Source organism: Pseudarthrobacter enclensis (assembly GCF_001457025.1).
Classification (GTDB): domain Bacteria; phylum Actinomycetota; class Actinomycetes; order Actinomycetales; family Micrococcaceae; genus Arthrobacter; species Arthrobacter enclensis.
The window spans coordinates 24,855-50,640 of the sequence record NZ_KQ758601.1 but is presented as its reverse complement, the minus strand read 5'-3'; the positions used below and the strand labels follow the sequence as shown (position 1 = coordinate 50,640).

The following is a 25,786-nucleotide window of genomic DNA, read 5'->3' as shown; positions in this document are numbered from 1 at the left end:
AAAGTATGTCTGTCATCTCACCCACCAAGACCACACCCGCCGAAAGCGCCGGCAGCACAAGGAAGCGCCCCGGCAAGCTGGCTGAATCCGGCAGCCCCACCGTCCGGCCGCCGGCCGCCGCCCACCTCACCGACGAACAGGTGGCGGAGCTGGGCCGGGAGCTCGATGCGATCCGGGACGAGATCCTGGCCAAGCGCGGCGCGGAGGACGCGGCCTACATCCGCCGCATGATCAAGATCCAGCGCGGCCTCGAAATTTCGGGGCGTGCCGCCCTGCTGGTGGGCAAGAACAAGGCGGCCTGGGTTACCGGAACCACCCTGCTCAGCCTGGCCAAGATCCTCGAAAACATGGAGCTGGGCCACAACATCCTGCACGGCCAGTGGGACTGGATGCGCGATCCCGACATCCACTCCACCACCTGGGAATGGGACTTCGTCACCCCGTCCCGGTCCTGGCAGCACACCCACAATGACCTGCACCACCGCTGGACCAACGTGGTGGGCAAGGACAACGACGTTGGATACAACCTCCTGCGCATGGACAAGGAGACGCCCTGGAAGCCCAAGAACCTGGGCAACCCGCTGTACAACGCCATTTTGGCCCCCATTTTCGAATGGGGCATCGCCGTCTACGACCTCGAACTGGTGGACTACCGGGAAGGCCGCAAGTCCAAGGAAGCGCTGCTGAAGGACCTGAAGGCCCTGGGACGCAAGGCCATCACCCAGTTCACCAAGGACTACGCCGCCACTCCGGCCCTGGCCATGCTGACCGGTTCCGCCAAGCAGGCCCTGTTCGGCACCCTGGCCGCCAACGCCATCCGCAATGTTTGGGCCCACTCGGTAATTTTCTGCGGCCACTTCCCGGAAGGAACCGACACCTTCACCGAGGAAATGGTCGAGGGCGAGACCCGGGGCGACTGGTACGTCCGCCAGATGATCGGCTCGGCGAACATCTCCGGCTCGAAGTTCATGCACATCATGACCGGCAACCTCTCGCACCAGATTGAGCACCACCTGTTCCCGGACCTGCCGTCCAACCGGTATGCCGAGGTGGCGCCCAAGGTCCGCGAGATCTGCCGGCGGTACGGGCTGAAGTACACCACCGGGCCCCTGCTCAAGCAGGTCGGGTCCGCCTGGGCCAAGGTCTTCCGGCTGGCGCTGCCCTGACAGCCGGCGGCGCCCGCTGCTGCAGCCAGCGCCGCCGGGGCTACCTCCCTGAGCGGGGTGAGAGCACCATGTCGTCCAGTTTCGGCAGCGCATGCCGGAGTCTGTGGTCCGCCCGGTCCAGGATGTCCTGGACATCGGACAGGCTGCCGTCCTCCAGCATCACCGTGGCGGTACCTTGCAGCCGGTGGCCGCTCCAGCGCAGCTGGACGCGCTGAACCTCCAGTACCCCGGGGGTACCTGCGAGGGCAGTCCGCGCGCGTGACACGAGGTCCGGCTCGATGCCGTCCATCAGCCGGCGTCCGATGCTCCGGACCGTTCCCCAGAGCAGCACCATGATGGCCGCGGAAATCAGGAGGCCCACCACGGGGTCTGCGAGCGGAAAGCCGAGCATGACCCCCAGGGCGCCCAGCACCACGGCCAGGGACGTGAAGCCGTCCGTCCGTGCGTGGACACCGTCGGCCACCAGCGCGGCGGACCCGATCCTGCGGCCCACCCGGATCCGGTAGATGGCCACGGCCTCGTTGCCGGCGAAGCCGATCAGCCCGGCGGCCATCACCCAGCCGAGGTTCTGCAGGGGTTGCGGGTGGATCAGGCGGTCCACTGACTGCCAGCCCGCCACGACCGCGGACAAGGCAACCACTGCCACGATGAACAGCCCGGCCAGGTCCTCAGCGCGTCCCATCCCGAAGGTGTAGCGGCTGCTGGCGGCCCTGCGCCCCAGGATGAACGCAACCCAGAGCGGGACGGCGGTCAGGGCGTCGGAAAAGTTGTGGATGGTGTCCGCCAGCAGTGCCACGGAACTGCTGAAGAGCACCACCACAAACTGCAGCACCGTGGTGCCGAGCAGGACGAACAGGCTGATCTTCAGTGCCCTGATGCCTTCGGTGCTGGCTTCCATGGCGTCGTCGATCGAGTCCGCGGCGTCATGCGTGTGCGGAACGAACAGGTCGACCAGCCAGCCCTTGAAGCCACCGTGGTGATGATGGTCGTGGTCGTGGTCGTGGTCGTGGTCGTGGTCGTGGTGGTGATGGTGCCCCGCGGGCGCCTCCTGCCGGCCCGGACCCGTCATGACGCATCCTTGGCTGTGCGGTGGTGCGCAGGCTCGCCGCCCAGCGCGTGCTCGGCCTGGAAGATGGCATCCACCACCAGCTGCCGGGCGTGCTCGTTCTCCAGCCGGTAAAGGACCCGGGTCCCGTCCTGGCGGGTGGACACCATGCGGGCCAGCCGCATCTTGGCCAGGTGCTGCGAGACAGCGGCAGGGGACTTGCCCACCACGTCGGCCAGCGCGCCCACGGCCATTTCGCCGTCGCGCAGCGCGAGGATGATCCGCACCCGGGTGGCGTCGGCCAGCAGCGAGAACACCTCCACTGCCAGTTCCACGTACTGGCTGTCGGTGCCCAGCCAACATCTGCCATTATCTGCATTCATGCGCATATAGTGTCATAGATTCGGGCCGCGGCGCACTGTGCCGCGGCAGGACGCCGTCGCATAATGGAACGCACAGCCGCCGCGGCCTACGGAGGAAAGATGAAGTTCCTGGGAGCCCTTATTGTCATCTGGCTGGTCATCGGCGGGGTCGCCGCGTGGCAGCGGGGCTACTTCGGCGGGGCGCCCGGGACGTGCGCCGAGGCGGGAACCATCGCGCTGACGGTCGTCGCCGGCCCGTTGAACTACATGGGAGCCAACCCGCAAATATCCTGTGAACTTCCCCAGCCGTCCCAGTAGCGGCCGGGCCGCGGCCCTAGAGTAGGGAGTGCGCGGGCCACCGGCGTGCCGCCGGACCGCAACAGCCCAGTCTCGAAAGGAATTCGCCGCGATGGCTTTCATTACCGTTGGAACTGAAAACAGCACCGACATCGAGCTCTACTACGAGGACCACGGCTCAGGCCAGCCGGTCGTGCTGATCCACGGCTACCCCTTGGACGGCTCCTCCTGGGAGAAGCAGACCGCTGCGCTCCTCGAGGCCGGCTACCGGGTGATCACCTATGACCGCCGCGGCTTCGGCAAGTCCAGCAAGCCCACCGAAGGCTACGACTACGACACCTTCGCGGCCGACCTGGACACCGTCCTGAACACCCTGGACCTGAACGACGTGGTGCTGGTGGGCTTCTCCATGGGGACGGGCGAAGTGGCCCGCTACCTGGGCACCTACGGTTCCGCCCGCGTGGCCCGCGCCGCGTTCCTCGGCTCGCTGGAACCCTTCCTGCTCAAGACGGACGACAACCCGGACGGCGTTCCCCAGGAGGTCTTCGACGGGTTGAAGGAGGCAGTCACCGCCGACCGGTACGCGTTCTTCACCGACTTCTTCAAGAATTTCTACAACTCGGACACGTTCCTGGGTACCCCGCGGCTCAGCCAGGAAGCGGTGGACGCCAGCTGGAACCTGGCCGCCGGCGCCGGTGCCACGGCCTCCGTGGCCGCCCAGCCCACCTGGTTGACGGACTTCCGCCAGGACATTCCCAAGATCGATGTTCCCGCCCTCATCCTGCACGGCACCGCGGACAACATCCTCCCCATCGACTCCACCGGCCGCCTCTTCGCCAAGGCATTGCCCGGCGCCGAATACGTAGAGATCGAAGGCGCCCCGCACGGGCTGCTGTGGACGCACGCCGCAGAGGTCAACGAGGCACTGCTCGGCTTCCTGAAGAAGTAGGACACACGTCCGACGGCGGCACGGGCCGCCGTCGGACGTTCCAGGAAGGTGCGGGTCACCGGCGCGGGCCGCCCCCGCCAGGGCCCTGCTCCGCGGTGTATTCGCCGGCCGTGACGGTACCCACCTTGGTGGCGCCGTCCAGCGAGCCGGTACCCAGGCCCGCAGCCACCGTGGCAGTGCCGCCGGTGTACACGGTGTATTCCGCGCCCGCAGTGATGGCCGCGGAGGAATAGACAAAGGACGCGGCAGCTTTGGTGGTCACGAATGACGCCACCACCGATCCGGACGAATCGGCGATCTGCAGGACCGTCCCGGCCGGCACCGACGAGCCCAGGGTCACCTGTACGCCGGACTGGGTGGACGACGTTCCGGGGGTGACGGCCATCCCCGCGCTGCCCGCTGCTGCCACGGTTCCGCCGGATACGGCGAGCTCACCGTTGACGTCCAGGGCGCCGTTGCCGTCATTCGTGGGGCCGTTTACCACCACGGTGCCGCCGGAAACTGTCGCGTTGCCGTTGGAGTCCAGGCCGTCGCCCTGGGCATTGATGGTCAACTGGCCGCCGCTGATGTCAACGGTGTAATCGCCCACTTCCATGCTGCCGCCGCCCATCCCGCCGCCCATCTGCTGGCCGGAGGACGAGGTGCTGCCGCCCGAGGCGTTCACACCGTCGTCGTTGGAGGTGACGGTGGCCGTGCCGCCGGACATCACGATGTGCTGGGCCTCGAGGCCTTCCTCGGACTCCTTCACCGTGGTGGTCCCCGCGGCGATGGTGAGGGTGTTGTAGGCCTTGACGCCGTCGTCGCCCGCTGAAACGTCCAGTGTGCCGCCATTGATGAGCAGCCAGCCGCGGCCTTCGTCGGTGTCGTTGTCGGATTTGAAGCCGTCGTCCGCGGCGGTGACCTGGTAGGCGCCGTCCAGCAGGACAGCGTAGTCCTTGCCCACAATGCCGTCGTCTGCCGCGTCCACGGTGACCTTGCCGCCGGCCAGGACCAGCCCGTCCTTGCTGGAGATGCCGTCGTTGAACCTGCCGTCCACCGCCAGCGAACCGGGGCCAGCGATGGTGAGGTCCGCCTTGGAATACAGGGCGGCGTTGGGGGCATCCGTCCCCTGGTCGCTGTAGGTCGCGGCGTCGCTGAGGGAATTGCTGGTGCCGTCCGCCAGGTAAACGATGGCCTCATCCGCGCTTTGGACCACGAACGGCGAGCCGGTGGAGTTGGACACTGTGGCGCCGTCCAGGATGATGCGCACGGTGTCCTCCTCGCCGGCGGCCACCACGATCCGGCCGTCGGCCAGCGAGCCGCTGAGGCGGTAGGTGCCGGCGGCGTTGATGGTGACGGTGTCGCCGTCCACGGTGACGGCGTCCGACGAGCCCGATACCGTGCTGGCCCCGTCGGCCAGGGTGACGGCTACTTCGGACGCGGCGTCCCAGGTGAGGTCGTCGTCGTCGAAATGGGTGTCCTGCGCGAGCGTGTCCAGCGACACCGCTGCGGCGGTACCGGTGGATGAGTTGGCGGCGCTGGTGCCGGCCACGGCGGAGACGCCGGTGGAGGCGGTACCGGCTGCGGAGCAGCCGGCCAGGCCGAGGGCGGCCGCCATAGCGGCGACGGAGAGGTAGGTGCGGAGGCTTTTCATGGAGAATCCTTTGGGCTGTTGACGTGGGGTCGGGGTCAGGCGGCGGGCCGGAGGGGCAGGCTGCGGGACAGTGTGCGGTTCCAGCGGTTGGCGGGCAGGTCCGGCCGGAGGGCGGCCATTCCGGTGGCGAACTTGGAAATCCGTGACGGCCTGATGCCGGCCGCCCACAGGTGGCGGTCCAGCGGGCCGGCAGTGGACCCGGATTTGGTTTCGAGGATGACGGCGTCGTCCAGGACCCAGGGGTCGAGGCCGGGCTGCTGCCAGGTCACTGCACTGTCGATGGTGGCGCGGCTCCCGGAGCCCGGGAGGTAGAAGGTGGTGCGGTGGTACCGGGTTTCCAGGACCGGTCCCAGGGCGCCGGCGGGAACTGTCCCCACCGCCGCGGCGAGGGTTTCACGGACGTAGCCCAGTCCTTCCGCCGTGAGCCTGGAACGGTCCTCCAGGCGGTAGGGGATCCGCTCCTTCACGGTGGCTTCCCGGGCTCCCTCGGTCTTGACCTCCAGGAAACTGACGGTGCTGTCCACGTAGGTCCTGGTGCGGATCTTGTAGCGCCGGCGCCGGCCGCGGGCGGCCAGCAGGTAGCTGTCCAGGGCGGCGGTGTCGAAGTAGACCGAGTCGTAGGCGAAGCTGCGGTTGCCGTCCATCTCCAGGACGCGCATGTCCGTGGCGCAGGTGGCCAGCAGGCGCCGGGCCGTACCGGTGGCCAGCACGTACTTCCGGTCCACCCGGGTCTGCAGTGCTGCTTCGGCGTTCAGCTCCTCCAGGCCGATGGCGGGCAGGTGGTACAGGTTTCCGACGGCGGTAGTTGCGGTGGTGCTCATGCCGCACCTGCCTGGGCGGGTGCCTGCCCGGCGCCGGGGATGTACTCGGCGGCGGGGATGGTGCCCGCGGTGTGCGGGACCGCCGTCGTAAGATCCGCCAGGCTGCCCGGCACGGAGGGGGCTGCCGTGAAAGACCCGGGGGAGTAGGCGTAGCGGACGTCCACGATGGTCTTATCGTTGACCAGGTCCAGTTGCTGGACGGTGGCGGAGTGGACCCTGCCGTGGAGGACTTCCTCCAGCCGTGCATACAGTTCACGGTCCCCGGCGATGGCGCGGTCCAGGATGACGGTCTGGTGGCGGTGCGCCGGCAGGAGGCGGGGGTGGTCGCCCACGAACATGACCGCCAGGACCAGTGCCATCAGGGATGCGGTCAGCCAGAACGGTTCGATGCCGAGCCCGGCGATGAGGCCCAGGGCCAGCGCCGAGAAGTAGTAGGCCACCTCGTGCTGCGCCAGCTCGGTGGAACGGAGCCGGATGATGGACAGGACGCCGAACAGGCCCAGCCCGAGGCCCAGCCCGGCGGCTGAGCCGGACAGCGCGGTGGCTACTGCCAGGACGCCCACGTTCATTCCGAGGTAGGAGACCACCAGGTCCCGCCGGCGGTGGCGCCGCAGGTACAGGGCGAAGGTGAGGATGCTGATGGCCGCGAGGTCAGCGGCGATGAAAAGAAGGTTCATGGGGTTCTCCGGAAGGTTTATCTGTGGGCTGATTGCTACGTTGCCGGGCGTTACTGTGCGGGTGCTGTGACGGAACCCAGCTGGAAATATGAGCCCTGGCCGACGGTTTCCCGGCAGTGTCCGCTGAGTCTGCGGCGCCCCCTGCAGGGCCAGGTTTCCGGGCGAAGAGCCAGCGGTGCTGCACCGCGAAACTGATGGCCAGCAGGGCCAGCTCGGCCAGGATCTTGGCCGGCAGGGCCTGCACTCCGGCGGCCTCCAGTGCCAGGAGCAAGCAGAAGTTCGCCGCCAGGAGCACAGCGGCGAGCCCGGCGTAGCGGGCACCGGCGGCCCGGGCGGGCCTGTCCCTGCCGTGGCGGAACACCACGTGCCGGTTCACCAGGAAGTTCACCGCGGCGCTGACGGCCCTGGCGCCCAGCACCGCCAGCAGCAGCGAGTCCACCAGGATGGTGAGGAGCAGGAAGACAAAGGTGTCCACCAGGAATGCCGCAAAGGACGACGCCAGGAAGGTCAGCAGGGGCGCGTAGATGCGGGCCGAGTCTGCCAGCGGCCGGAAGTGGGAGCCCGAGTTGTGGTCCAGGTACACGGTGGCAATGTCCAGCGGCCGGATGGTGCAGCCGGCGTTCTTCGCTTCCAGCAGGACGTTCAGCTCGTACTCGTACCGGTCCCCGCGGACGCTGCGGAGCCAGGGGAGCATGGCCGCCGGGTAGCCGCGCAGCCCGGTCTGGGTGTCCGGGATGCGCTCGCCGGTGGCCAGGGTGAACAGCCAGCGGGTGGCGGTGTTCCCCAGCCGGCTGCGGGCAGGAACGTCCCCGGTGAAGCGCCTGCTGCCCAGCACCATGGTGGCGGAGCCGCGGGGTTCCCGGCAGGTCGCCTGCACGGCGGCCGCGACGCGGAGGATGTCCGTGACCGTGTGCTGTCCGTCGCTGTCCGCGCAGACCACGTCCTGGCCGGGCAGCGTGTCCGCGATGAAGCCGAAGCCGGCCTTCAGCGCAAACCCTTTGCCCCGGTTGCGGGAATAGCCGATGACGTGGCACCCCAGCGCCCTCACGTCGTCGAACACGTGCCGGTAGGCGGGGCCGCTGCCGTCGTCAACCACCACGACGGCGGTCCACGGCTCGGCTGCGCGGATGCTGCGGATGAGTGCGGGCAGGTGCCGGTCCGGCTCGTAGGCCGGAATCAGGATGACCATGGCCGGCTACTGCGCGATGTAGAGGATGTCGGAAGTGCCGCGTTCCTTGTTCTGGCCCAGCGGGTTGTTGACCAGTGAACCGTTGAAGTACATGGTGGAGGAGCCGCCGCCGTCAATGTTGTAGGCGGTGGTGGCACCCAGGCCCTGCATGATTTCCGCCAACCCGGTCATGGTGACGCCGGCGCTGTAGCCGGGGCTGCGGCCGTCCACCACCACGAACACCAGATGGTTGTCGTCGATGACCCCGACGGCGGTGCGGGGCTGCGCACCCTGGATCGAATGGTTGCCGAAATTGGTGTCCACTTCGACGTCCTCGATGCCGGCGGCCACCTGGCCGTTGTCCAGGAGGGACGGGCCGAAGGAGAGGGTGTTCCAGACCCCGTCAGCCACCAGCTGTTCGGCGGTGGTGGAGGTCTCGTCGTAAATCTTCACCGTGCCGTCGCGGTAGAAGGCGAGGCCCTGGCGGGCGCCTTCGTCGCGGAACACCACGCCGTTGCGGATCACGATGCCGGTGTCCCGGAACCCGTAGTAGTCGCCGTTGATGGCAAAGACGGCATTGTTGTCCTCGGCGATGGCGGACGTGGTTTCGGTGATGTTCTCGCCGAAGCTGTCGTTGGCGAAAGCGGACTGCAGTGCGGTGGCGTCATCCAGGACGACGTCGGCAACGTAGTAGGTGACCGTGCTGTCACCGCTGCCGGTGGTCACCGTGGAGATGTTGATGCTGGATGAACCGGAGGTATAGGAGGTGCCGGTTGTGACCGCGTCGCCGCTGGCCGCCGAGCCTGAATCCGAGGTTGTGCCGGTGCCCGTCCCGGTGGTGCCCGACTGGGCCGCCTGGTAGGCCGACACGTCGGCGATCTCCACGTGCTGGATCACGAACCGGTCCAGGGCCCAGGCGGTGGCTCCGCCGGCCGACAGGGAGAGCGCTACGGCGCCGGCGGCGAGGGCGTGCCGGACGCGGCGGGGTTTACGGGGTGTGGTGTGCGGTGAAGTCATGCCTCCTTTTTAGGGAGGCAAGTTAGCAGTACGTTTTGCCGTTGATGTGAGAGGCCTGTGAAACAGAGGCGGGGCACAACTGGTTGGCCAGCTCCGTGAGTTCCTTCGGGTGGAACGGCTTGGTGAGGTACGCGGCGGCGCCGGATGCCATGCCAGCCAGCACGTCGTCGCTCTCGGACCGTGCAGTGAGGAAGAGCAGCGGCGCCTTGCTCAACGACCGGATGGCCCGTGCCACCACATGCCCGTCCATGTCCGGCAGGCCAAGGTCCAGGGTGACCAGCGAAACCGCCGGATCGGCGGCGGCTGCAATGCCTTCGGCACCGCTGGCCACCGCCTTGACCGTGAACCCGGCGCGCGTGAGGACAACGCTGATGAGTCCACGGATATCGTCGTTATCCTCCACGACAAGGCACACACGCTGCTGTTCCATCGAAGCCCCCCAGGCCAAAAAGATGGCATCAGTCTAGCGTGGCGGGGCTAGCCGTCGTAATGCGTCCTGGCTGGCCCCTGGCCCAGCGAATTGACCACGGCGGACGCCACGTCATGCAGCTTGGAATTGCGGGTGCTCGAGGCGGTCTTCAGGATCTCGAACGCGTCATGCTGGCTGCACCTGTTCTGGGCCATGATGATGCCCACCGCCATGTCGATCACGGTGCGGGATTCCAGGGTGGCGCGCAGGTTGGCCGCCGTTTCGCTGTAGTGCGCAAAGCGCACCGCCAGGCGGAGGGCCAGCGATGTCTGGCTGACGAAGTCTTCGGCGAAACCCAGGGCACGGCCCTCGAAGCGGTACGGCCGTTGTGAGTACAGCATGAGGGCGGCCTTGGTTTCGCCCTCCAGCCGGAAGGGCAGGGCAAGCAGGGAACGGATCCCCTGGGCCTTCAGCGCCTCCGAGTACTCGGGCCAGCTGCCGTCCCGCGCCAGGTCGGGCACATGCACCGTGACCTTCTCCGCGGATGCCGTCAGGCTGGGAGTTTCGGCATACTGGTGCTCCAGGACCCCAAGGGATGCGGCGTCGGGGCTGCTGCTGGCCACGGTGGCGGCCTTCCGCTGCCGCAGCAGCGTGATGGCACACAGGATCTCGTCGTCGGGCTCGGAAAGGTTGCGCGCCGACACCCGCGCGAGTTCATTAAGGAAGTCCTCAACGTCGGAGCTGCTGAGGACCAGTTCGTGCAGGTAATCGGTAATGGATGTATCGGTTTTAGCTGTTGACTCGCTGGCCACGATTCTCTGGTGCCATTCGCTCAGGTCAAAACGACCCGGCAACGAGCGCCCCGGCTCCGGTCCATGCCGGAGGAGGTTCTGGTCGCTGGATCGACGAACTTTCCAACGGCCTGCTGCTAAACCGATATCCAGAAGTATATACATCGACCGGCAGCACAAAGTGTCATGGTGGCGCGTCCACGGACAGTGGCCAACTCCCGGTCTTCCCGGCAGAATGAAGCGGTCGCCGCGACCGCGGCGGCGGCCGGGCACCAACGGAGCTTCACCGGAGGGACGCGAACATGACCAGATTGCTCATTATCGGTCCGCCCGGCTCGGGCAAGGGGACGCAGGCCGAACACCTGGCCCGCCACTTCAACGTCCCGGCCGTTTCCACCGGCGACATCTTCCGCAGCAACGTAAGCCGGGAAACCGTCCTGGGGGTCCAGGCCGCTGAATACCTCGACGGCGGCAGGTTCGTCCCGGACCAGCTCACCAACGCCCTGGTCAGGGACCGGCTGCAGGATCGGGACCTGCAGGCCGGCTTCCTCCTGGACGGCTACCCGCGGACCGTCCCCCAGGCCGCCGAACTGGACAGCATCCTGGCCTCCCTGGGCACGGCACTGGACGCCGTCCTGGAACTGCGGGCCCCCGATGCGGAACTGGAGCAGCGGATGCACCGGAGGGCGCAGGACCAGGGACGCTCGGATGACACCGTGGAAGTCTTCCGGCACCGCCTGAAGCTCTACCGGACCCAGACCCATGAGGTAGTCTCGGGCTACGCCGGCCGGGGCATCCTGGTGTCCGTGGACGGCACGGGGGAACCCGGCGCGATCACCGCCCTGGCGATCACCGCCGTCGAGAATTTCCTGGCCACCTCCCGCGGCGCCTGATCTCCGCCCCACCAGCAAAGGAAAGTCCATGAAGATTGCCGTCACCGGCGGAAACGGAAAACTCGGCCGGCACGTTGTCCGCCGCCTCACGGAGGACGGACACCAGGTCCTCACCCTGGACCGCGAAGGGACCCGCAGCCCGGGGCTCCTCGTGGTGGACCTGCGGAACTACGGCCAGGTCCTGGACGCACTGCTGGGCGTGGATGACCGGCATGAGGGATTCGACGCCGTCGTCCACCTCGGTGCCATTCCGGCGCCGGGCATCCTGCCGGACGCCGCAACGTTCGAGAACAACATGCTCTCCACCTACAACGTCTTCCAGGCGGCCCGCCGGGCCGGGATCAAAAAGGTGGTCTACGCCTCGAGCGAGACGGTGCTGGGGCTGCCCTTCGACGTCGACCCGCCCTACATCCCCGTGGATGAGGAATACCCGCCCCGCCCGGAAAGCACCTACTCCCTGGTGAAGACCCTGGAGGAGCGGATGGCTGCGGAATTGACGCGCTGGGACCCGGAGCTGAGCATCGTGGGGCTCCGGTTCTCCAACGTCATGGACGTGGAGGACTACGCCCGGTTCCCGTCCTTCGACGCCGACGCCACGCTGCGGAAGTGGAACCTGTGGGGCTACATTGACGGCCGCGACGGCGCCCAGGCCGTGGCGAAAGCGCTGGAGAACGGCAAGCCGGGGTTCGAGGCCTTCATCATCGCCAACGCGGACACCGTGATGAGCCGGTCCAGCGCTGACTTGGCCGCGGAGGTGTTTCCCGCCGTGACCGTCACGAAGGACCTGGGCGAGCACGAGACGATGCTTTCGATCGACAAGGCACGGCGGCTCCTCGGATTCGAACCCGAACACAGCTGGCGCCACCACCGGCAGGGCTGAGGTTCCGCAGGAACCTGCAAGGCTTGGCGAAGGATCCTGCAAGGACCCGGTGCTGCGGCCTGCCGGGCTCCTACCCTTGTGGCATAGGCGGTCCACCACCCCGCTCCGCCGTCCAGCCGCTATCCCAAGGACCCCGCCATTCGTACCCCGTTCTTCATGCTGCCCGCGTTGCTTCCGGTGCTCGCCCTGGCCGCCGCAATTCCAGCCGCAGCAGCTCCCGCCACCCCCTTTCCTGTCAACGATGCATCCGTGGCCACTGCCACGGCCTCCGACTCCGGGCGTTACATCGTCCGGTTCGCCGCCGCAGCGGACGTTGCGGCGGAGGCGGACGGACTCCGGCGGCAAGGCCTCGCCGTCGGACGTACCTTCACGCACGCGATGCGGGCCGCCGTCGTCACCGCGACGCCGGCCCAGGCGGCTGCACTGGTGCGCTCCGGACGGGCAGCGTCCGTTGAGCCGGACGCCCGGGTTGGCCTGGCCGGAACCCAGCAGCCCGCACCCTGGGGCCTGGACCGCGTGGACCAAAGGCCGCTGCCGCTGTCCGGCTCCTACACCTGGGCCGCCGCCGGGGCAGGGGTGACCGCGTATGTAGTGGACACCGGCGTCCTGGCCCAGCACGCCGACTTCGGTGGACGGGTCTCGGCCGGATGGACTGCCGTCAGCGACGGCAGGGGCTCCGGCGACTGCAACGGGCACGGCACCCACGTGGCCGGGACCGTCGCCGGCGCCACCTACGGCGTGGCCAAGGCAGCCACGGTGGTGCCCGTGCGCGTCCTGGACTGCAACGGTTCCGGGTACAACTCCGACGTGGTGGCGGGCCTGGACTGGGTGGCGGCGCACCACACCGCCGGCGTGCCCGCCGTGGTGAACCTCAGCCTCGGCGGCCCGGCCAGTTCCGCCGTGGACGCGGCCATCCAGGCCGTCATGAACGACGGCGTCACGGCCGTGGTTGCCGCCGGGAACTCCGCGGTGGATGCGTGCGGAAGTTCCCCGGCCCGGGTGCCCGCCGCCATCACCGTGGCTGCCAGCGATTCCACCGACCGCCAGGCGTCCTTCTCAAATTTCGGATCCTGCGTGGACCTCTACGCACCGGGCGTGGGGATCACCTCGGCCTACTACACCTCCACCACGGCCACCGCCTCGATGTCCGGCACATCCATGGCCACGCCGCACGTGGCGGGGGCCGCCGCAGTGCTGCTGTCCCAAAACCCGGCCCTGACCCCGGCCCAGGTGGCGGGTGCGCTGGCATCCTCGGCAACCTCCGGCGTCATCGGCGGAGCGTCCGCCGGCACACCGAACCGGCTGCTGTTCGCCGGGGCCGCGGCCCCTGCTCCGGCGCCGGCACCCGCGCCCGCTCCGGCACCCACCATGGTGTCGGCGTCGCCTGCGTCGAATGCCGTGGCCGTCGCCGCGGGCACCACCGTGACCGCAACGTTCAGCGTTGATGTGCAGGGGGTGGGCGCCGGCACCTTCCTGCTGCGCAATTCCGCCGGCAGCACGGTCCCGGCCACCGTCACGTACAACTCCGCCACCAGGACCGCTACCCTGGACCCGTCGGCGAACCTGCCCGCGGACAGCACCTACACCGCCACCCTGGCCGGCGGCACCTCAGCCATCCGCGACGCCGCCGGCACGCCCCTGGCCACCACCAGCTGGCGGTTCACCACCGGCCCCGCGCCGGCCATCACCGCGTTCACGCCTGGCAGCAACGCCCTGCTGGTGCGGCGGACCAGCAACGCCGCCGTGACCTTCAGCGAACCCGTCCAGGGCGTCACCACCGGCACCTTCACCCTCCGGAACGCTGCCACCGGCGCCGCTGTGGCAGCGGCCGTCTACCGCAACGGCACCACCAACCAGTGGATCCTGGACCCCCAGCAGGCCCTTGCCGCCAGGACCAAATACACCGTGGCGGTGTCAGGCGGCAGCTCCGGCATCCGGGACCTGGCCGGGAACCCACTGACCGCAAAGACCTGGCAGTTCACCACCGGATCGCTCTGACCGGCTGCACGGCGCCCGGACTTCCGGGTCGACCTGATGGGCGTTGATCGTCCCGGCGGGGGCCGGCAGGGATAGTCTTCACTTCAGTGAGACTTCATAATGAAGACTCACTGGACGATCATTCACTGGCAGCAACCCTGCACGGCAAGAACGGACACCGCGGTGGCACAAAGAGAAGCAGCAGGTTCCGGGGCCGCCGGAAGGTCCGGGCGCTGGCGGGCCTTCCACGACAAGTTCGTGGTGGAGGAACGTTTCGTGGAACCCGCGGACCGGCGCGGGCTGTACCGGGCCTCGGTCATCCTGGCCATCGCCGGCCTGGCGCTGTTCATCGCCACGCTGATCAGCGTGCTGCAGGCGGATGGGCTGTCCGCCGCGGACGGACCCGTCCGGGACTGGCTGCTGACCGAGCGCTCGGCCACACTGACCGCCGTCATGATTTTCCTGGCCGTGGTGTTCGGGCCCATCGCACTGCCCATCATCGTGCTGGTGGTCATTGTGGTGTGGGGCTTCGCGGCCAAGCATGCCTGGCGTCCCATCCTGCTGGCCTCGGCCATGCTCAGCGGCGTGATCATCTCCCAGATCATCCTGCAGATCGTGAAGCGCTCACGCCCGCCCGTGGACCAGATGCTCTTCGGGATCGACCACACGTTCTCCTTCCCCTCCGGGCATGTCCTCGGCGCCTGCGACTTCCTGCTGGTGGGAACCTTCCTCATCTTCTCGCGGCGCCGGAACACCAGGGCCGCGGTCCTGGGCTTCGCGGGTGCCGGCGTCGGCATCATCCTCGCCGCAGTGAGCCGCCTCTACCTTGGCTACCACTGGCTCACCGACGCGCTGGCCTCGGTGTCGCTGTCCCTGATCATCCTGGCCGGCGTCATCGCCCTCGATACTTGGCGAACGGTGCGGGTCCCCGGGGAAGAGGTCACCGGGGAACTGTCCAAGGCCGAAACACGGCAGGACTAAGGAGCTTCAGTCCTGCGGACGGGACCGTGCGCGCTTGAGCGCCCGGTGCAGCTTCACGTTGGCGGCCTCCAATTCAAGGACCTTGGCCACCCCTGCCAGGTTCAGCCCCTGCTCCAGGAGCTCACCGATCCGCAGCAGCACGGTGATGTCATCCTCGCTGTACTGCCGGGTGCCCCCGGCCGTCCGCGCCGGGGTCAGGAGCCCCTTGGTCTCATACAACCTGATGTTCTGCTGTCCCGTCCCCGCCAGCTTGGCAGCCACGGAAATGGCGTAGAGCGCACGTCCGGACGGGCGGTGCTCCCGCGGCAGATCTGTCCCTGCCATCTGGTCTCCAAAATCCCCGGGGAAACCCTTGCCTCGGGTTCCCGCCGGTGCTATAAGAAATCTATATTCACCACCATAGATTATAGGGGTGTGCCTGACCAGTGGGTTTCGAGCTTCGCCAAGGAGGGGAGCCATGACGAACATCCCCGACTACTACGCGGTCCTGCACGTCCTGCCGCAGGCCAGCCAACAGGACATCGCCCGCGCCTACCGCGCACTCATGCGCAGCCACCACCCGGATCTGGACCGGGAGTACGGTGCAGGAAGTGGCGTGGCAGCAGACGGCGCGGCTGGCAGTAGTGCACAGGACGAGCTCCTGCTGATCATGAAGGCCTACGGCATCCTGCGGGACCCCGGCCGGCGGGCAGCCTATGACCGGCAACGCGCCGGGCACCCGCAGGCATCCGGGCTGCCGGAGGGCCAACGGACCCGGCCGGCCTCAACGGCCCGTCCTGTCCCTGTCCGCAAGGTCCGGCACGAAGCACCGGACGGCACCATCCGGGTCACCCCGGTCCGCTGGGAAAGCGGGCCCTGGGCATGACACCGGCCATCCCACACAACACCGGCCCGAGGAGGCGGAGAAACGCATGAGCGATTGGCGTCGCTACGATTCACACCTGATTCCGGCATTCCACGAACGCTTCGAACAGCGGTGGGGTGCCGGAACTGCCCCCTTCCTGGACCCGGAGGCGCATGAGGAGCCGCTCCCGCGTGCGCAGTGGATCAACCCTGCAACCGGTGCTGCCCTGGCGGTGGTGCCGGTGTGGACAACGGAGGAGAAACAACAGCGTTCCTTTGGCGTGTTCTACCTGCCGCCCGCCGGGGATATCTGGGTCCTCCGGCCGGGCTATACGGCCTACCTGGAGCCGATGGACGGCGAACCCGAGCACCTGGTGACCCTCCGCAACGACGCCTTCCGGAAGGCGGTGGCGCACGCCAAGGAGTTCCTGTTCGGCTCGCAGTAGCCGGCACCCGCGGCGCAGCGAAGCGCTGCTCCCGCAGTTGCTCGTCAGCAGCGGATTGCTGTGCCATCCTGAGACGTACTTATCCGCCGTTGACCCCTAAGGCCCCTCCATGCATATCTCCGCCAAGGACCTCGCCGCACTTATTCCGCCGGGGTTCACGCTCGGTGTTGCCACCGCAGCTTTCCAGATCGAAGGGGCTTTGGAGGAGGACGGGCGGGGGCCGGCCGGCTGGGACGTCTTTGCCGCCAAACCCGGCGCCATCGTGGAGGACCACAGCCCGGTGGTGGCCACCGACCACTACCACCGGATGCCGCAGGATGTGGCCCTGATGAAGCAGCTCGGGGTGGACTCCTACCGGTTCTCCTTCGCCTGGCCGCGGATCCAGCCCACCGGGCGGGGGCCGGCCAACAAGGCCGGCCTGGCGTTCTACGACCGCCTCCTGGACGAGCTGCTGGCCAACGGCATCTCACCGATGGCCACCATCTACCACTGGGACACGCCGCTGGCACTGGACGAGGCCGACGGCTGGATGAACCGTGACACGGCCTACCGGCTGGGGGAGTACACCGCCATCCTGGCCGAGGCGTTCGGGGACCGGGTGGCCCGCTGGGTCACCATCAACGAGCCCGCCACCGTCAGCGCCAACGGCTACGCGTTCGGGCTGCACTCGCCCGGCAAGGAGCTGGCCCTGGGTGCCTTCCCCACGGTCCACCACCAGCTGCTGGGCCACGGGCTCGCGGTGCAGGCCCTGCGCGCGGCGCGGGTGCCCGGCGAGATCGGCATGACCAACGTCTACTCGCCCATGGTGCCCAACTCCGCCAACCCGCTCGACCGGATCAGCGCCGGCCTGATGGATCTTGGCCAGAACCGGCTCTACGCGGATCCGGTGCTCACCGGCAAATACCCGGACCTGATCAGGGCCGCGAAATTCTTCAGCTCCTTCGAGCATCCGGACGAGGATATGGAGCTGATCTCCCAGCCGCTGGATTTCTATGGGCTCAACTACTACATGCCCACTAAGGTGGCCGCGGGATCCGGTGGGGGCGCCGTTCCTGCCAGCATGGCCGAAGCCATGGGCAGCGACCTCAGCGCTGCCGGCAGCGGGGGCACCCCGTTCCATGTCGAGACCTGGCCGGAAGCGGACATCACCGCCTACGGCTGGCCCGTCAAGCCCGAGTACATTGCCGTGGCGCTGAAGGAAATGGCCGAACGCTACCCCAACCTGCCGCCGGTCATCCTGACCGAGGGCGGCGCCAGCTTCGAGGACATCATTGTCCGGGACAAGTCCACCAACACGCGCTTCATCCCGGACGAGCGCCGGCTCAAGTACCTCTCGGACCACCTGGAGACGGCGCTGCGGGCCACCGCCCCCGGCGGTGCGGCGGAGTCCGTGGACCTGCGCGGCTATTACGTCTGGTCGCTGCTGGACAACTTCGAATGGTCCGCCGGCTACAAGCAGCCGTTCGGGCTGCTCCACGTCGACTACGAGACGCTGGAGCGCACCCCCAAGGCTTCCTACTTCTGGCTGCAGGAACTCATCGAGGAACGGGACCTGTCCCTGGCCGCCGGCGCGGCGATCGCCCAGGCGGTCATCCCGGAGGACGCGGCCTGAACATGCCAGGGGTGCCGGCGCCGGGCCGGTGAGCCTTCCGGCGGCTAGAGCAGGTCCAGCATGCCCAGCTGCCTGGCGATCCCGGCGCCGTCCGGGGAGTAGATCCACGGGACCTTCGAGGCCGTGTGATCCCCGTCCTCGGAGTGGCCGCCGGCAAAGACGGACTCACTGACGGACAACTGGCGGATGGCGATGGCCGCCACCTTGTCCGGGTTCCGGGCGGCGAAGCTGGAGTAGATGGCTTCGTCGTGCTGGCCGTTGTCGCCAATAAGCAGCCACCGCATGTCCGGGAACTCCCGGCTGAGCCGTTCCAGGTTGCGGTGCTTGTGGTCCTGGCCGCTGCGGAACCAGCGGTCCTGCGTCAGGCCCCAGTCGGTCAGCAGGAGCGGGCCGGACGGGTACATGTTCCGGCTCAGGAACCTGGCCAGGGTGGGGGCCGCATTCCACGGGCCGGTGGACAGGTAGATGATCGGGGCGTCGGGATGTTCGATGGTCAGCCGGTCAAGCAGCACAGCCATGCCGGGCGTTGCCATGCGGGCGCGCTCGCTGAGGACAAACGTGTTCCACAGGGCCAGGAAGGGTCGGGGGAGTGCCGTGACCATGACCGTGTCATCAATGTCGGACACGATGCCGAACTTCACGTCGGGGGCAATGACGTGCACCAGGGCCTCGGCCGGTTCTGTTCCTTCGGCCTGCAGGACCACCGTGTGCCAGCCGGGCGAAAGCTCCACGTCCACCTCGGTGTCCACCAGGCCGCCGCGGTCGGCGCGCACGCGGGTGACCACATCGCCAATGGTGATGTCGACGTCGATGAACTGCAGCGGGACGCCGGTGAAGGCCCGCCACCCGCGCACGTTCTGGGTGCCGTTCCGTGCCTCCTGCTCGGCTTTGCTGCCCGGCAGCGGCTTCTGCGTCATCAACACACGGCCCAGGACACGGACCCGCGTTGTGGATCCGTAGCCCTGGTAGGCAATGGTCTGCGGAACGAACTTCCAGCGCCGGGCCAGGCGGATCCGGAAGGTGTTGAACGCATCGGAGGCCCGGTGCGCCAGCCGGAACACCTGGTTGCCGTGAAGCTCCTGGTTGTTGTCCGTGGCGTCGGGTTGGGTCCGGGGCGTCCGGGCTGCGGGCTGGGGCGGATTCTGCGGAGCCGGGTCCATGGCTCCACTCTGCCACAGGGCGGGGGCAGGTGCTGGCGCAGCGTGCCGGTGCCGGCCCACTATGACGTCAACCGTCCCCCAGGATGGCGCGCAGGGTCCGGGCGTTCCGCACGGCGTTGCCGCCGCCGTCGTTATTGAAGTAGGCGTAAACGTCCAGGCCGCTGCCGGCCCAGCCCCGGATCCTGTCCGCCCACCAGTGCAGGTCCGCGTCGGAGTAGGACCCTGCGTACAGGTGCCGGTGGTCCGGCCCGTGCAGCCGCACATAGGCGAACGGCGCGGTGGTCTGGAGCAGGCAGGGCAGGTTGGCGCCGCTCATGATGCAGTAGGCCGCCCCGTGCCGTTCCAGGATGGCCAGCACCTCCGGACAGTCCCAGGTGGGGTGCCGGAACTCCACCGTCACCCGGATCCATTCCGGCACCGCGGCCAGGAAGTAGTCCAGGCGGGCGTCGTCCCGTTCCAGCTGCGGCGGCAACTGCACCAGCAGCACCGCCCGTTTGTCCCCGAGTTCGTGCCAGCACCGCGCGATCCGCTCCAGCCACACCTCCGGCTGGTACAGCTTCCGGGCGTGGGTCAGGCCGCGGGGAGCCTTGACGGACATGGTGAAGCCAGGCGGCAGGCGGTGGTTCCAGCCCGCGAAGGTGATGTCCCGCGGCCACCGGTAAAAGCTTGCGTTCAGTTCCACCGTCGTGAACTCCGCCACGTAATGCTCCAGCCGCTTCCCGGCCGGCAGCCCCGGCGGGTACAGGACGTTGTCCCAGTGCCCGTAACTCCATCCTGAGGTGCCGATATGGACTGCCACTCCTGCAGGCTACACCGGCCGGCACCACAAACCGCGGGCCGGTTTGTGGCAGGGTAAGGTCATGGCGCGAATCGAGGATTATGCGGTGGTAGGCGACCTTCAAACCGGGGCGCTGATCAGCAATGAAGGCTCCATCGACTGGCTGTGCCTGCCCCGGTTCGACTCGCCGGCATGCTTCAGCGCGCTGCTGGACACACCGGACGCCGGCCGTTGGCTGCTGGCGCCGGAGGGCGGCGGCCCCTGCACGCGGCGGAGCTACCGGGACGGCAGCCTCATCCTGGAAACCGAATGGGAGACCCCCGACGGCACGGTGCGGGTCATCGACTTCATGCCGCCCCGCGATTCCGTGGCGGACATCGTGCGGATCGTCGAGGGCGTCAGCGGCTCGGTGACAATGCACTGCGAGCTGGTGCTGCGCTTCGATTACGGGCACATTGTTCCCTGGGTCCGCCGGGACAAGCACGGACTCCACGCGATCGCCGGCCCGGACGCCGTGTACCTCGTGACCCCGGCCCCTCTGCACGGCGAGAACATGCACACCGTTGGCGATTTCACCGTCAGTGCCGGTGAACGCGTCCCGTTCGTCCTCACCTGGGCGCCGAGCCATGTGGGCCGGCCGCATTCGGTGGACGCGGAAAAGGTCCTGGACACCACCTTCGCCTTCTGGCGGGGCTGGAGCAGCCAGTGCACGGTACAGGGCGAATACCAGGAAGCGGTGGTGCGCTCGCTGGTGACCCTCAAGGCACTGACCTACGCACCTACCGGCGGCATCGTGGCTGCCGTCACCACCTCGCTCCCCGAACAGCCGGGCGGCCCGCGCAACTGGGACTACCGGTACTGCTGGCTGCGCGACGCAACCATGACGCTGCAGGCCCTTCTCGCTGCCGGCTACACGGCCGAGGCCGCGGCATGGCGCGACTGGCTGCTGCGGGCGGTGGCCGGCGATCCGGCCGACCTGCAGATCATGTACGGCATCCACGGCGAACGCCGCCTGCCGGAAATGGAGCTGCCCTGGCTCCGTGGGTATGAGAAGTCCGTTCCGGTGCGCATCGGCAACGGGGCGGCGGAACAGCTGCAGCTCGATGTCTGGGGCGAGGTGCTCGATTGCCTGGCGCTGACGCGGAACTCCCTGCTCAAGCACCCGGATGAGTCGTGGGACGTGCAGTGCGCCCTGATGGAGCACCTGGAAACCATCTGGGACCAGCCGGACAACGGGCTGTGGGAGATGCGCGGAGCCCGGCGCCATTTCACCCACTCGAAGGTGATGGCCTGGGTGGCCGCGGACCGGATGGTCAAGGGCGTCCGCGAGTCCGGGCTGCCAGGCCCGGTGGAGCGGTGGGAGGCGCTGCGGGACACCATCCACCGGGACGTGATGGCCAACGGGTTCGACGCCGAACGCAACACGTTCGTGCAGTCCTATGGCAGCGGGGAGCTGGACGCCAGCCTCCTGCTCATACCGCGCGTGGGGTTCCTGCCCCCGGACGATCCCCGGGTGATCGGCACCATCGAGGCGATCCAGCGGGAGCTGACGGAGGACGGTTTCGTCCTGCGCTACCGTCCGGAAAAGAGCGACGACGGCCTGCCGGGCAACGAGGGCGTCTTCCTGGCATGTTCGTTCTGGCTGGTCGAGGCGCTGCTGGGGGCCGGCCGGCACGAGGAGTCCCGCGAGCTCTTTGAGCGGCTGCTCGAACTGCGCAACGACGTGGGGTTGCTGAGCGAGGAGTGGGCGGTCCGGGCGGGCCGTCAACTGGGCAACACCCCGCAGGCGTTCAGCCACTTTGCGCTTGTGACTAGCGCCCTGGAGCTGCATCAGGATACCGTTCGCCGGAGTGACACCCCCATTCAGCCGGAATCGGCCGAACGGCGCTGAGGCGGCGCCGGCAGGGGCCTAACTTTCCCTTCGCAGAACAGATAAGTATACTTACTAACACCTCATGGGAGTGCTCCAAGCACAACGCCGTGACTGACGGAGGAGTGATTTGCATGGCCGGGTATTTTGAACTCGTTGATGCCCCTGACGGCGGCTATAGGGTCAGGATGATGGACGGGGCAGGTCATTTGATGGCTATTTCCGTTACCTTCCCCACCAAGAGGGCGGCGGTTGCCGGAGTGGCGATGGCCCGCGAGATCGCCGGGACCGGCCTGATCCGGGACAAGAGCCTTGACGGCGCCGGGACCGTAATCCGGGACCGCGTACGCCCGGTGCCTACGCCCAAGGAAGAGGCCGCGAGCAGGAAGAAGGCACCCGGAGCCAGACGGGCAGCGGTGGGGTGATGGCGACCGCCGGCGCAACGCCGTCGGCGTCGAACGGAACCTCCCGCCGGGGGGTCCTGTTCGATGTTGACGGGACTCTGATCGATTCGTCCTATTTCCACACCATTTCCTGGTGGGGTGCTTTCCGGCAATTCGGCTATGACATCCCGATGGCATCCATCCACTACTACGTGGGGATGGGCGGGGCGAGGCTGGTGGACAGCCTGCTGCCGCCGGACCGGGACCGTGCGGACGACGAGGACATCATGGCCAGCCATGGGGCCCTTTATGCTTCCCGCTGGCCGTCACTGCGGCCCTTTGCCGGCGTCGGGGAGCTCCTGGCGCGCTGCCATGAGGCGGGCCTGGCCGTTGCCCTTGCGTCCTCGGCGCGGGAAAAGGACCTCGAGGTCATGAAGGACGTCCTCGGGGCCGGCGGTTCCATCGACGCCGCCACCAGCTCCAAGGATGCGAAAGAGAGCAAGCCCGCACCGGACATCCTCGCAGCAGCCCTGGAAGCCCTTGGGGTGCAGCCGGCGGACGCCGTGTTCGTCGGCGACGCGGTCTGGGACATGATGGCCGCGGCCGCGCTGGGCGTTCCCGCGGTGGGCGTTACCTGCGGCGGCATCAGCGCTGACGTGCTCAAGGACGCCGGCGCGGTGGAAGTCTACGAGGGTCCGGCGGACCTTTTGCGGAACTTTGACGGCAGTGCCATCGGGAAGCTGCTCACCCGCGGCAGCTAGGCCGTTTGTCAGCCCGCCGCGTCTGCCTCGGTGCCGTTGTCGGCCGGCTTGACCCAGGACACGGCCACTTTTACTGAACCGTCGTCGTTGCGCTCAATGTCCGTGACGACGTCAGCCGGGAGTGCCCCCATGTCCGCGATCCTGCTGCGGTAGCTGGCCACCAGCTCCTCCAGGCTTTCCTCTGTCCATTCGCCGGGCCGCATGCGCGTGGAAATCTCGACCGGTTCGGGCTGGTACAGCGTCATGGTGTTCCTCGTTCCGTTGGCATGAAGGTCCGCCGGTGTGGCGCGGGTCTGACCCTACTTACGCTAAGAGTCCCGGGGAGGGTGGACAAGTACCGGAAGCCTGCGTTTCATCTGCCGGTGCCCGGGGGTTTCCGGGGTGGCCGTGGGTTGGCGGGCAAGGAATTTAGTCAGCATACTTACTTTCTTGTTCCATTTTCGATAGCGTCGAGGGAAGGGCGCGTGCCCGCCACCACGAGGAAAAGGAGAAATCCGTGAAAGCACTGACCTGGCAAGGGAAACGCTCCGTCAGCGTGGAAGAAGTTCCGGACCCCGTGATCCAGGAGCCCACCGACGCGATCGTGCGGATCACGTCCACGGCCATCTGCGGCTCGGACCTGCACCTGTATGAGGTCCTCGGCCCGTATATGCACAAGGGCGACGTGATCGGCCACGAGCCGATGGGCATCGTCGAAGAGGTGGGCAGCGCGGTCACCAACCTTCGAAAGGGGGACCGCGTTGTGGTTCCCTTCAACATTTCCTGCGGCTCCTGCTACATGTGCAAGCAGGGCCTGCAATCCCAGTGCGAAACAACCCAGGTGGCAGAGAAAGGTTCCGGCGCGGCCCTCTTCGGCTATTCGGAGCTCTACGGCTCGGTTCCCGGCGGACAGGCCGAATACCTGCGCGTGCCGCATGCCGACTACGGCCCCGTCAAGGTGGGATCGGAACTGCCGGACGAGCGCTACCTGTTCCTCTCCGACATCCTGCCCACCGCCTGGCAGGCGGTGGAGTACGCCGACGTCCAGCCCGGCGGAACCCTCGCGGTGTTCGGCCTTGGCCCGGTAGGCCAGTTCGCTGCCCGGATCGGCGTGCAGCGGGGCCTGAAGGTGGTGGGCGTGGACCCTGTGCCGGAACGCCGGGCCATGGCCGCCCGGCACGGCGTGGACACCTATGACTACACGCGGTCCATCGGCGATGAACTGCGCGAAACGACGGACGGGCGCGGTCCGGATGCGGTGGTGGACGCCGTCGGCATGGAAGCCCATGGCTCACCCGTGGCCGGCTTCGCCCACCAGGCGCTGGGCCTGCTGCCGGACAAGCTGGCCCAGAAGGCCATGGAGACGGCCGGGGTGGACCGGCTCGCAGCGCTGCACACGGCCATCGACGTCGTCCGCCGCGGCGGCACGCTGTCCCTGAGCGGCGTGTACGGCGGCCAAGCCAGCCCCATGCCCATGCTCACCATGTTCGACAAGCAGCTCCAGGTGCGGATGGGCCAGTGCAACGTCCGGCGCTGGACGGATGACATCCTGCCGCTGGTGGAGGACGACGCCGATCCGCTGGGTGTCATGGACCTGGTCACGCACCGCGCCGGCCTGGACGGAGCACCGGCACTGTACGAGAAGTTCCAAAAGAAGGAAGACGGCTGCATCAAGGTGGTCCTCAACCCCGGTGCCTAAGTCGCACCACCAACGCCGCTCAGCACAGGCTGTTCAGGGCGTCCTGGGAGACCTCCGTCAGTTCGGTGACCAGGGGGTTCACGCCCAGGGTTGGGGGCTCGGGCGGGTAGGCCACGGCCATGGCCAGTTGGGTGCTGCCGTCCTCGCTGGTCATGGCCACGGTCCCGTACCCGTCGGTGTCTCCGGGCAGGCCGTAGTAGAACCGGTTGTTGCAGGTGTTGTTCCAGCGGCGCAGCGCAAGCCCGTAATACTGCGAGTAGCCGCCCTTCATCGCCGTCACGGTGTCCGGCGGGAGCAGCCCGCCGCGGAGCAGCGCCGAATAGAACCGGTTGATGTCCTGCAGCGAGGACGCCATCCCGGACGCGGGGGTCTCCGCCTGCCACGCGGGCATGCTGGTGTCCAGCCGCGTTCCCCCGACGGTGATGTAGCCGTGCACCATGTCCGGCGGGCGGGGGCCGCCCAGCCGGGTGGATGCAAGGCCCAGCGGTCCCGTGGTGTCCGTGGCCAGGACTTCCGCGATGTCCCGGCCGCGGAGCCGCTCCACGATCAATGCCAGGGCGGCGTAATCGGTCCGGGAGTAGTTGAAGACCCGGGCAAGCCTGGCCGGCCAGGGGACAGTGGCTGCGAGGGCCAGTTGCTGTTCCAGGCTGAGCGGCCGGTCCGCCACGTCCTCCCAGCTGCCGGAGGCCAGCAGGGGGCCGGTGAAGTCGGGGAGCCCGGACTCATGGGTCAGCAGCTGCCGCACACTGACCGGCCCCGGCGGGTGCAGAACCGTACCAAACTCAGGGAGGTAACGGGCTGCCTGGTCATCCAGCCCAAGCTTCCCCTCCGACACCAGCTTCATCACCGAGACCGCCACGATCGATTCCGTGATGCCGCCTATCCTGATGGGGTCGGATGCAGTGGCCGGTTCGCGCGCTTCGAGGTTCCGCACGCCGGCCACATGCGTCCACGTCCTGCCCCCGTACCTGACGTCGATCAGGACGGCCGGGGCGCCGTCGCCGATCATCCGGTCGCTGAAGGCTTCCAGGAGGGCGAAGGCGACAGCCCTGTCCGGCTCGGTCGGAGTGGGATCCGGAGGGCGGGGTTCACCGGTGCAGGCGGCGGCCCCGGCAACCAGCAAGGCCGCAGCCAGGACGGCTGCGGCCTGCTTCCAGAGCGCGGATGGGCGCGGTCCCATGGGATCATT

28 protein-coding genes are annotated in these 25,786 nt (G+C 68.0%); 14 read left to right on the top strand and 14 right to left on the bottom strand.

The annotated features are described in order from the left end of the window. Positions 1-5 precede the first annotated feature (5 nt). Positions 6-1,166: a fatty acid desaturase family protein gene (locus AS031_RS08300; protein WP_058267683.1), complete on the top strand. Its 1,161-nt coding sequence runs from the start codon at positions 6-8 to the stop codon at positions 1,164-1,166. 40 nt (positions 1,167-1,206) lie between these two features. Here AS031_RS08300 and AS031_RS08295 read toward each other — a convergent pair whose 3' ends face one another. Continuing rightward, positions 1,207-2,235 carry a cation diffusion facilitator family transporter gene (locus AS031_RS08295; RefSeq protein ID WP_058267682.1) on the bottom strand — a complete coding sequence of 343 codons (1,029 nt, stop codon included), beginning with the start codon at positions 2,233-2,235 and terminating at the stop codon, positions 1,207-1,209. Then, positions 2,232-2,594 carry an ArsR/SmtB family transcription factor gene (locus AS031_RS08290; protein ID WP_074446943.1) on the bottom strand — a complete coding sequence of 121 codons (363 nt, stop codon included), beginning with the start codon at positions 2,592-2,594 and terminating at the stop codon, positions 2,232-2,234. Before AS031_RS08290 ends, AS031_RS08295 begins: the two co-directional genes overlap by 4 nt. Before the next feature lie 63 nt (positions 2,595-2,657). Between AS031_RS08290 and AS031_RS08285 the strand changes: the two genes are divergently transcribed. Both AS031_RS08285 and AS031_RS08280 read left to right on the top strand, forming a co-directional pair. Further along, the gene (locus tag AS031_RS08285) at positions 2,658-2,891 is read left to right on the top strand and encodes a hypothetical protein (RefSeq protein WP_257122378.1); all 234 of its coding nucleotides are present in this window, start codon (positions 2,658-2,660) and stop codon (positions 2,889-2,891) included. Between the two features lie 91 nt (positions 2,892-2,982). Continuing rightward, positions 2,983-3,819: an alpha/beta fold hydrolase gene (locus AS031_RS08280; protein WP_058267680.1), complete on the top strand. Its 837-nt coding sequence runs from the start codon at positions 2,983-2,985 to the stop codon at positions 3,817-3,819. A 55-nt stretch (positions 3,820-3,874) separates the two neighbouring features. On the opposite strand, the gene AS031_RS08275 is transcribed toward AS031_RS08280, so the two are convergent. The 7 genes from AS031_RS08275 to AS031_RS08245 are packed head-to-tail and all read right to left on the bottom strand — an operon-like array spanning position 3,875 to position 10,356. Then, a complete protein-coding gene (locus AS031_RS08275; protein WP_058267679.1) occupies positions 3,875-5,452 on the bottom strand; it encodes a carbohydrate-binding domain-containing protein in 1,578 nt (525 codons plus the stop codon). 35 nt (positions 5,453-5,487) lie between these two features. After that, positions 5,488-6,273, bottom strand: coding sequence for a polyphosphate polymerase domain-containing protein (locus AS031_RS08270; RefSeq protein WP_058267678.1), 786 nt, complete (start codon positions 6,271-6,273; stop codon positions 5,488-5,490). Then, complete coding sequence (locus AS031_RS08265; protein WP_058267677.1) at positions 6,270-6,950, bottom strand: DUF4956 domain-containing protein; 681 nt, start codon at positions 6,948-6,950, stop codon at positions 6,270-6,272. Before AS031_RS08265 ends, AS031_RS08270 begins: the two co-directional genes overlap by 4 nt. Beyond that, a complete protein-coding gene (locus AS031_RS08260; RefSeq protein WP_082641973.1) occupies positions 6,925-8,139 on the bottom strand; it encodes a GtrA family protein in 1,215 nt (404 codons plus the stop codon). The genes AS031_RS08265 and AS031_RS08260 overlap by 26 nt, the downstream gene beginning before the upstream one ends. Positions 8,140-8,145: 6 nt before the next feature. Further along, positions 8,146-9,135 carry a phosphodiester glycosidase family protein gene (locus AS031_RS08255; protein ID WP_058267676.1) on the bottom strand — a complete coding sequence of 330 codons (990 nt, stop codon included), beginning with the start codon at positions 9,133-9,135 and terminating at the stop codon, positions 8,146-8,148. A 22-nt stretch (positions 9,136-9,157) separates the two neighbouring features. Then, complete coding sequence (locus tag AS031_RS08250; protein WP_058267675.1) at positions 9,158-9,565, bottom strand: response regulator transcription factor; 408 nt, start codon at positions 9,563-9,565, stop codon at positions 9,158-9,160. A gap of 47 nt (positions 9,566-9,612) precedes the next feature. Next, a complete protein-coding gene (locus AS031_RS08245) occupies positions 9,613-10,356 on the bottom strand; it encodes a GAF and ANTAR domain-containing protein (RefSeq protein ID WP_058267674.1) in 744 nt (247 codons plus the stop codon). A 281-nt stretch (positions 10,357-10,637) separates the two neighbouring features. On the opposite strand from AS031_RS08245, the gene AS031_RS08240 reads away from it, so the two are divergent. The 4 genes from AS031_RS08240 to AS031_RS08225 all read left to right on the top strand — a co-directional run bounded on the left by AS031_RS08240 (position 10,638) and on the right by AS031_RS08225 (position 15,066). Further along, positions 10,638-11,228, top strand: a complete 591-nt coding sequence (locus AS031_RS08240) for an adenylate kinase (protein WP_058267673.1) — start codon at positions 10,638-10,640, stop codon at positions 11,226-11,228. A gap of 28 nt (positions 11,229-11,256) precedes the next feature. Beyond that, positions 11,257-12,108 (top strand): NAD-dependent epimerase/dehydratase family protein, encoded by an 852-nt coding sequence (locus AS031_RS08235; protein ID WP_058267672.1) that lies wholly within the window; start codon positions 11,257-11,259, stop codon positions 12,106-12,108. A gap of 249 nt (positions 12,109-12,357) precedes the next feature. Then, on the top strand, positions 12,358-14,106 hold the full coding sequence (locus tag AS031_RS08230; RefSeq protein ID WP_228379589.1) for a S8 family serine peptidase: 1,749 nt from the start codon (positions 12,358-12,360) through the stop codon (positions 14,104-14,106). A gap of 162 nt (positions 14,107-14,268) precedes the next feature. Then, complete coding sequence (locus AS031_RS08225) at positions 14,269-15,066, top strand: phosphatase PAP2 family protein (protein WP_058267670.1); 798 nt, start codon at positions 14,269-14,271, stop codon at positions 15,064-15,066. A gap of 6 nt (positions 15,067-15,072) precedes the next feature. On the opposite strand, the gene AS031_RS08220 is transcribed toward AS031_RS08225, so the two are convergent. Further along, complete coding sequence (locus AS031_RS08220) at positions 15,073-15,390, bottom strand: MerR family transcriptional regulator (RefSeq protein ID WP_058267669.1); 318 nt, start codon at positions 15,388-15,390, stop codon at positions 15,073-15,075. Positions 15,391-15,523: 133 nt separating this feature from the next. Here AS031_RS08220 and AS031_RS08215 point away from each other — a divergent pair, with 133 nt between their 5' ends. The 3 genes from AS031_RS08215 to AS031_RS08205 all read left to right on the top strand — a co-directional run bounded on the left by AS031_RS08215 (position 15,524) and on the right by AS031_RS08205 (position 17,967). Next, positions 15,524-15,931: a J domain-containing protein gene (locus tag AS031_RS08215; protein ID WP_058267668.1), complete on the top strand. Its 408-nt coding sequence runs from the start codon at positions 15,524-15,526 to the stop codon at positions 15,929-15,931. Between the two features lie 46 nt (positions 15,932-15,977). Continuing rightward, complete coding sequence (locus AS031_RS08210; RefSeq protein WP_058267667.1) at positions 15,978-16,355, top strand: hypothetical protein; 378 nt, start codon at positions 15,978-15,980, stop codon at positions 16,353-16,355. 109 nt (positions 16,356-16,464) lie between these two features. Beyond that, on the top strand, positions 16,465-17,967 hold the full coding sequence (locus tag AS031_RS08205; protein WP_058267666.1) for a glycoside hydrolase family 1 protein: 1,503 nt from the start codon (positions 16,465-16,467) through the stop codon (positions 17,965-17,967). A 44-nt stretch (positions 17,968-18,011) separates the two neighbouring features. Here the strand turns inward: AS031_RS08205 and AS031_RS08200 are convergent, their stop codons facing one another. Continuing rightward, the gene (locus tag AS031_RS08200; RefSeq protein ID WP_058267665.1) at positions 18,012-19,127 is read right to left on the bottom strand and encodes an App1 family protein; all 1,116 of its coding nucleotides are present in this window, start codon (positions 19,125-19,127) and stop codon (positions 18,012-18,014) included. A gap of 67 nt (positions 19,128-19,194) precedes the next feature. After that, entirely contained in the window at positions 19,195-19,926 is a 732-nt protein-coding gene (locus tag AS031_RS08195; protein ID WP_058267664.1) for a DUF72 domain-containing protein, read from the bottom strand. Between the two features lie 61 nt (positions 19,927-19,987). Here AS031_RS08195 and AS031_RS08190 point away from each other — a divergent pair, with 61 nt between their 5' ends. The 3 genes from AS031_RS08190 to AS031_RS08180 all read left to right on the top strand — a co-directional run bounded on the left by AS031_RS08190 (position 19,988) and on the right by AS031_RS08180 (position 22,919). Continuing rightward, entirely contained in the window at positions 19,988-21,796 is a 1,809-nt protein-coding gene (locus AS031_RS08190) for a glycoside hydrolase family 15 protein (protein ID WP_058267663.1), read from the top strand. 113 nt (positions 21,797-21,909) lie between these two features. Continuing rightward, positions 21,910-22,200, top strand: a complete 291-nt coding sequence (locus tag AS031_RS08185; protein ID WP_058267662.1) for a hypothetical protein — start codon at positions 21,910-21,912, stop codon at positions 22,198-22,200. Beyond that, the gene (locus tag AS031_RS08180; protein WP_058268050.1) at positions 22,200-22,919 is read left to right on the top strand and encodes an HAD family hydrolase; all 720 of its coding nucleotides are present in this window, start codon (positions 22,200-22,202) and stop codon (positions 22,917-22,919) included. The genes AS031_RS08185 and AS031_RS08180 overlap by 1 nt, the downstream gene beginning before the upstream one ends. Before the next feature lie 8 nt (positions 22,920-22,927). Here AS031_RS08180 and AS031_RS08175 read toward each other — a convergent pair whose 3' ends face one another. After that, positions 22,928-23,164 carry a hypothetical protein gene (locus AS031_RS08175; protein WP_058267661.1) on the bottom strand — a complete coding sequence of 79 codons (237 nt, stop codon included), beginning with the start codon at positions 23,162-23,164 and terminating at the stop codon, positions 22,928-22,930. 251 nt (positions 23,165-23,415) lie between these two features. On the opposite strand from AS031_RS08175, the gene AS031_RS08170 reads away from it, so the two are divergent. Next, positions 23,416-24,597: a zinc-dependent alcohol dehydrogenase gene (locus AS031_RS08170; protein ID WP_058267660.1), complete on the top strand. Its 1,182-nt coding sequence runs from the start codon at positions 23,416-23,418 to the stop codon at positions 24,595-24,597. A 19-nt stretch (positions 24,598-24,616) separates the two neighbouring features. Here AS031_RS08170 and AS031_RS08165 read toward each other — a convergent pair whose 3' ends face one another. Continuing rightward, positions 24,617-25,777, bottom strand: coding sequence for a serine hydrolase domain-containing protein (locus tag AS031_RS08165; RefSeq protein WP_058267659.1), 1,161 nt, complete (start codon positions 25,775-25,777; stop codon positions 24,617-24,619). Positions 25,778-25,786: the final 9 nt, after the last annotated feature.